The organism is methanotrophic endosymbiont of Bathymodiolus puteoserpentis (Logatchev) (assembly GCF_900128525.1).
GTDB lineage: Bacteria > Pseudomonadota > Gammaproteobacteria > Methylococcales > Methylomonadaceae > Methyloprofundus.
Window position 1 is genome coordinate 1 of sequence record NZ_FQTQ01000175.1, and the last position, 4,750, is coordinate 4,750.

The 4,750-nt window shown below is 39.7% G+C and carries 7 protein-coding genes; all 7 read right to left on the reverse strand.

Going from position 1 to position 4,750, the window contains the following annotated elements:
• Window positions 1–105: 105 nt before the first annotated feature.
• Genes BQ7314_RS12855 through sdhD form a run of 7 tightly spaced genes read right to left on the reverse strand, consistent with a single transcriptional unit; the run spans window position 106 to window position 4,636 of the window.
• Window positions 106–285, reverse strand: coding sequence for a hypothetical protein (locus BQ7314_RS12855; RefSeq protein ID WP_174484090.1), 180 nt, complete (start codon window positions 283–285; stop codon window positions 106–108).
• Window positions 286–289: 4 nt separating this feature from the next.
• Window positions 290–1,153 (reverse strand): HDOD domain-containing protein, encoded by an 864-nt coding sequence (locus tag BQ7314_RS12860; protein WP_174484091.1) that lies wholly within the window; start codon window positions 1,151–1,153, stop codon window positions 290–292.
• A gap of 31 nt (window positions 1,154–1,184) precedes the next feature.
• Window positions 1,185–1,604, reverse strand: coding sequence for a protein YgfX (locus BQ7314_RS12865; RefSeq protein ID WP_174484092.1), 420 nt, complete (start codon window positions 1,602–1,604; stop codon window positions 1,185–1,187).
• Window positions 1,570–1,815 (reverse strand): succinate dehydrogenase assembly factor 2, encoded by a 246-nt coding sequence (locus tag BQ7314_RS12870; RefSeq protein WP_174484093.1) that lies wholly within the window; start codon window positions 1,813–1,815, stop codon window positions 1,570–1,572. Before BQ7314_RS12870 ends, BQ7314_RS12865 begins: the two co-directional genes overlap by 35 nt.
• Before the next feature lie 3 nt (window positions 1,816–1,818).
• Window positions 1,819–2,604 carry a succinate dehydrogenase iron-sulfur subunit gene (locus BQ7314_RS12875; protein WP_174484094.1) on the reverse strand — a complete coding sequence of 262 codons (786 nt, stop codon included), beginning with the start codon at window positions 2,602–2,604 and terminating at the stop codon, window positions 1,819–1,821.
• Window positions 2,604–4,388, reverse strand: a complete 1,785-nt coding sequence (gene sdhA, locus BQ7314_RS12880) for a succinate dehydrogenase flavoprotein subunit (RefSeq protein ID WP_174484095.1) — start codon at window positions 4,386–4,388, stop codon at window positions 2,604–2,606. Before sdhA ends, BQ7314_RS12875 begins: the two co-directional genes overlap by 1 nt.
• Window positions 4,389–4,390: 2 nt before the next feature.
• Window positions 4,391–4,636, reverse strand: a complete 246-nt coding sequence (sdhD, locus tag BQ7314_RS12885) for a succinate dehydrogenase, hydrophobic membrane anchor protein (RefSeq protein ID WP_174484096.1) — start codon at window positions 4,634–4,636, stop codon at window positions 4,391–4,393.
• Window positions 4,637–4,750 lie beyond the last annotated feature (114 nt).

Genomic DNA, 4,750 nt, shown 5'->3' on the forward strand with positions numbered 1-4,750 from the left:
CGCATCTGCGCTTCAATTTCTTTTGAGTAAGGTTTTATCTTGGGTCGATTTTAAATAAAGTTTATGAGTTGCATCATTATAATTCTTAAATTGAACTTGCCTAAATTAATTTGTGCTCATTCCTAAGATATTCAGTGCATTTAACACCAGCTCTTTTTCATTGGTATTATACTGATGGTTTTCTATTTCAGATAAACTTCTGACCACTGATAATGAATTCAATAAATCAACAAGTATATCCTGAAAATCGAGCATATCGACTTCATCTACATCCTTAAATCCCATACACTTATTTACCCGTCATTGTTTTTACTAGTGCGTTTAAATCATCCATTTTTTCAGATAGCTCTACTTTAATAGCGAGCATTTCTGACTCTTTTACCTCTAAAATTTTCATTAAATCAAGACCTTCTCTGGGTATCTGTTCTTCATTATGGCGTATCATTATGAGCAAAACATTAACCAGCCTTAATAAATTAATCATCAGTAATGCCTCACCCTGATAATGAGTATCCGTATAGTGTTTTATCGTATTGCGAAAGATCATGGGCAGCTGCCAGCGTTCCAATAAATAGCCACCCACCTGATATTGATCAATCGCGTAGCCCTGCACCATAAGTTTATCTAAAGTAAACTCACCTTTTTCCTCTAGCAATAATAATTGTTCCATCTGTTTAGGGTAAACATGTACCGCAGCCAATAGCCCTATATGCAACAAAATACCTGACGTATATGCTAATGATGGCTCTAAAGACTCTTGCCTTAATAGCATAGCTAATTTTTGAGCACTGACAGCTGTTAATAAGGTATTAAGCCAAAACCGTTCAGACTCAAAATGAACACACCGACTACTATCCAGTGCCGTACCAAGCAAAATACTTAAACTGAGGTTTTTAACTAATTTCAAACCTAACACATTAATAATAGCAACTTTTAAGTTGGTAACCGTACCAGGATAACCAAAATAAGCAGAATTCGCCAAGCCTAACAAGCGCCCGACAAGAATAGGTGATGTGGATAATAAACTAACCAACTTATCTAACTCAATGTCCGGGTCATTAAGCGCCGTTAAAATACGCCCACTCTCCTCAGGTAAAGGTGGTAAATTCTTTAATTTAGAAATATCCAGCTGCATGAGTTGGGTAGATAACATAACGCTTTTATCCTAATGTTGATGATACTTATTATTCTGTCAGCGATGTAATTTTTAAAGTCACTCTGAGCTGCCGATATATTTCTGCGGGTACAGCATCGTGGAAAACCAATAAGCTACGGCGCGTCTTATCAACCTGTACTTGTAAAATAATAAGCCATGCATTAACGACGCTAGAGCCTAAAATCTGTACTGCTATTTTATCTTGTAACTGCCAAGAGAATTGGGCGCTATACTTTAAAGTAAATAGATAAAACCCCTGCTGATAACGATGTAACTGAAAATACAGGCTATAGATGACTAATATGACTAAGCAAAATATCAAGCCAAAGTCGACTGACAACACTAATAAACTTATTATAGCTAAACTATGCGTTAATATAATAAAAATAAGTAAATAGCGCGATTGCTTAACTTCAATCCATAAAGGCACTTCGGATTTTATCGACAAGTTGCTTTAACCCTTCTGTTTTAGGTGAGCTATTAGCAAAAAAATAAGCCAATAAGGCATCATCCTCCAAAGCTAATAATTCTAAAAATAAACGCTGTTCAGAGCTATTAGCTGTCATATAACAGCTTTCAAGGTAACAACATAAAACAGCATCCAGCTCTTTAGTACCGCGCCGGCACTGCCAACGCAAATGTTTTAGCGCTAAATTCAATGCTTAGCCTTCCTGCCTAATTAATAACAGCTTCTTAATTTCCCCAATGGCTTTAGCGGGATTCAAACCTTTCGGACAAGTATCAGTACAGTTCATAATAGTATGACAACGATACAACTTAAAAGGATCCTCTAACTCATCTAAACGTGCACCAACATTTTCATCACGGCTATCGTTAATCCAGCGATACGCTTGTAATAATACTGCTGGTCCTAAATAGCGTTCACTATTCCACCAATAACTTGGACAGCTAGTCGAACAACAAGCACATAGTACACACTCATATAAACCATCTAATTGCTTACGCTCTTCGATGCTTTGCAAGCGTTCACTATCCGCTGGCGCGGGTGTTTGTGTTTTTATCCATGGCTTAATCGAAGAATATTGTGCATAAAAGTGGGTCATATCCGCCACTAAATCTTTGACTACATCCATATGCGGTAGTGGAAATATTTTCACCGTGCCTTTAATATCAGCAATTGGCTTAATGCAGGCTAAAGTATTTTTACCATTAATATTCATCGAACAAGAGCCACAGACTCCTTCACGACAAGAGCGCCTGAAAGTTAAGCTACTATCAACTTCATCTTTAATTTTGATAATTAAATCTAAAACTTTCGCGCCACATTGGTCCAAGTCAATCTCATAGCTATCAATACGAGGGTTCTCGTCAGTATCAGGATCCCAGCGGTAGACTTCCACACGTTTAATCCGTGTTACGCCTTTAGCCGCTAGAAAATGTTTACCTTTTTGTACTTTTGAATGCTTCGGTAAAGTAAATTCAACCATTAGTAGACCCTCTTTTTCGGTGGAATCATTTCAACATCATCGGTTAAGGTATACATATGTACCGGACGATAATCAATTTTTACTTTATTATTCTCAAGCCACAATAAAGAATGCTTTAACCACTGCTTATCATCTCTTTCAGGGTAATCATCGCGCGCATGACCGCCGCGACTTTCGGTACGGTTTGCTGCCGCGCCCATGGTGACTAAAGACAAATCCAGTAAATTATTTAATTCTAGCGCTTCAACTAAATCCGTATTCCAGATTAAAGAACGGTCGCTAATTTTAATATCTGCAAATGAATCACGTACCTTGGCAATTTCTTGCTCGCCTTTTGCCAAAATATCAGCCGTTCTAAAAACCGCCGCATGATTTTGCATCGTATGCTGCATATTTAAACGCACCTCAGAAACTTTCAAGCTTCCTTGCGCATTACGAATCTTATCAAAACGCGCCAAAGACGCATTATATATGCCTTCAGACAGAGGTTTATGTGCTGTCCCTGGCTTAATTAATTCCGCACAGCGTATCGCAGCCGCTCGCCCAAAGACGATAATATCTAATAATGAATTAGAGCCTAAACGGTTCGCACCATGCACCGAAACACAAGCCCCCTCGCCTATCGCCATTAACCCCGGCACCACCGCATCAGGATCGCCATCCTTTAAAGTCACTACTTCTGCTTTATAGTTAGTGGGAATACCGCCCATATTATAATGTACTGTAGGAATAATTGGGATTGGTTCTTGCGTCACATCAACACCAGCAAAAATCCTAGCCGTTTCAGAAATCCCCGGTAAACGCTCATGTATCAATTCTGGATCTAAATGCTCTAAATGTAAAAAAGCACAATCCTTATTCTCCCCTACACCACGCCCGGCAATAACTTCCATAGTAATAGCACGACTCACAACATCACGCGAGGCCAAATCTTTAGCATGCGGCGCATAGCGCTCCATAAAACGCTCGCCTTCAGAATTAGTTAAATAGCCGCCCTCACCACGCACGCCTTCAGTAATTAAACAACCAGCGCCATAAATTCCCGTAGGATGAAATTGAATAAATTCCATATCCTGCAAGGGTAGACCGGCACGTAAAACCATGGCACTACCATCGCCTGTCACCGTATGCGCTGAAGTACAGGAAAAATAACAGCGCCCATACCCTCCAGTAGCCAAAACTACAGTATGTGCTTTAAATACATGCAAAGCTCCATCATCTAAACACCAAGCCAAGACCCCGCGACACACGCCTTCTTCCATGATTAAATCAAGCACGACATATTCAATAAAAAACTCAGCTTCATGCTTTAGTGCTTGTTGATATAAAGTATGTAAAATCGCATGCCCTGTAACATCCGCAGCTGCACAAGTACGTTGCGCTGTACCTTCACCAAAATGCGTCGTCATACCACCAAAAGCCCGCTGATAAATTTTGCCATCAGGGTTTCGTGAAAACGGCACACCATAATGCTCTAATTCCAAAACGGCAGGGATTGCTTCGCGACACATATATTCAATCGCGTCTTGGTCACCCAACCAATCCGAACCTTTAACAGTGTCGTACATATGCCAGCGCCAATCATCTTCACCATTATTACCCAAAGCGGCACTAATACCACCTTGAGCCGCAACGGTATGACTGCGTGTCGGGAATACCTTAGAAATACAGGCAGTTTTTAAGCCTTTCTCTGCCATGCCAAAAGTCGCACGTAAACCCGCACCACCCGCACCAACAACGACAACATCGTATTCATGTTCAATAATTTTATATTTATCTGTCATTTTTAGCCTACTGAAATAGCGATGCGAATAGCAAAAACCAGCGCAGCAATCGCCGCCCCCATAAAAGTCAATTTGACTAGCCAAACGGTGACAATTTTCAACCATTCAGGACTTAAGTAATCTTCAATAACCACCTGCAACCCCAAAGCCGCATGATAAAAACCAACAAAAGCCCAAGCAATTAATAAGGTAAAATTCAATGGACTAACCAGCCATTGTTTTATTTCAGGATACGAAGGAATGAGCACAAATTAATTTAGGCAAGTTCAATTTAAGAATTATAATGATGCAACTCATAAACTTTATTTAAAATCGACCCAAGATAAAACCTTACTCAAAAGAAATTGAAGCGCAGATGCGAG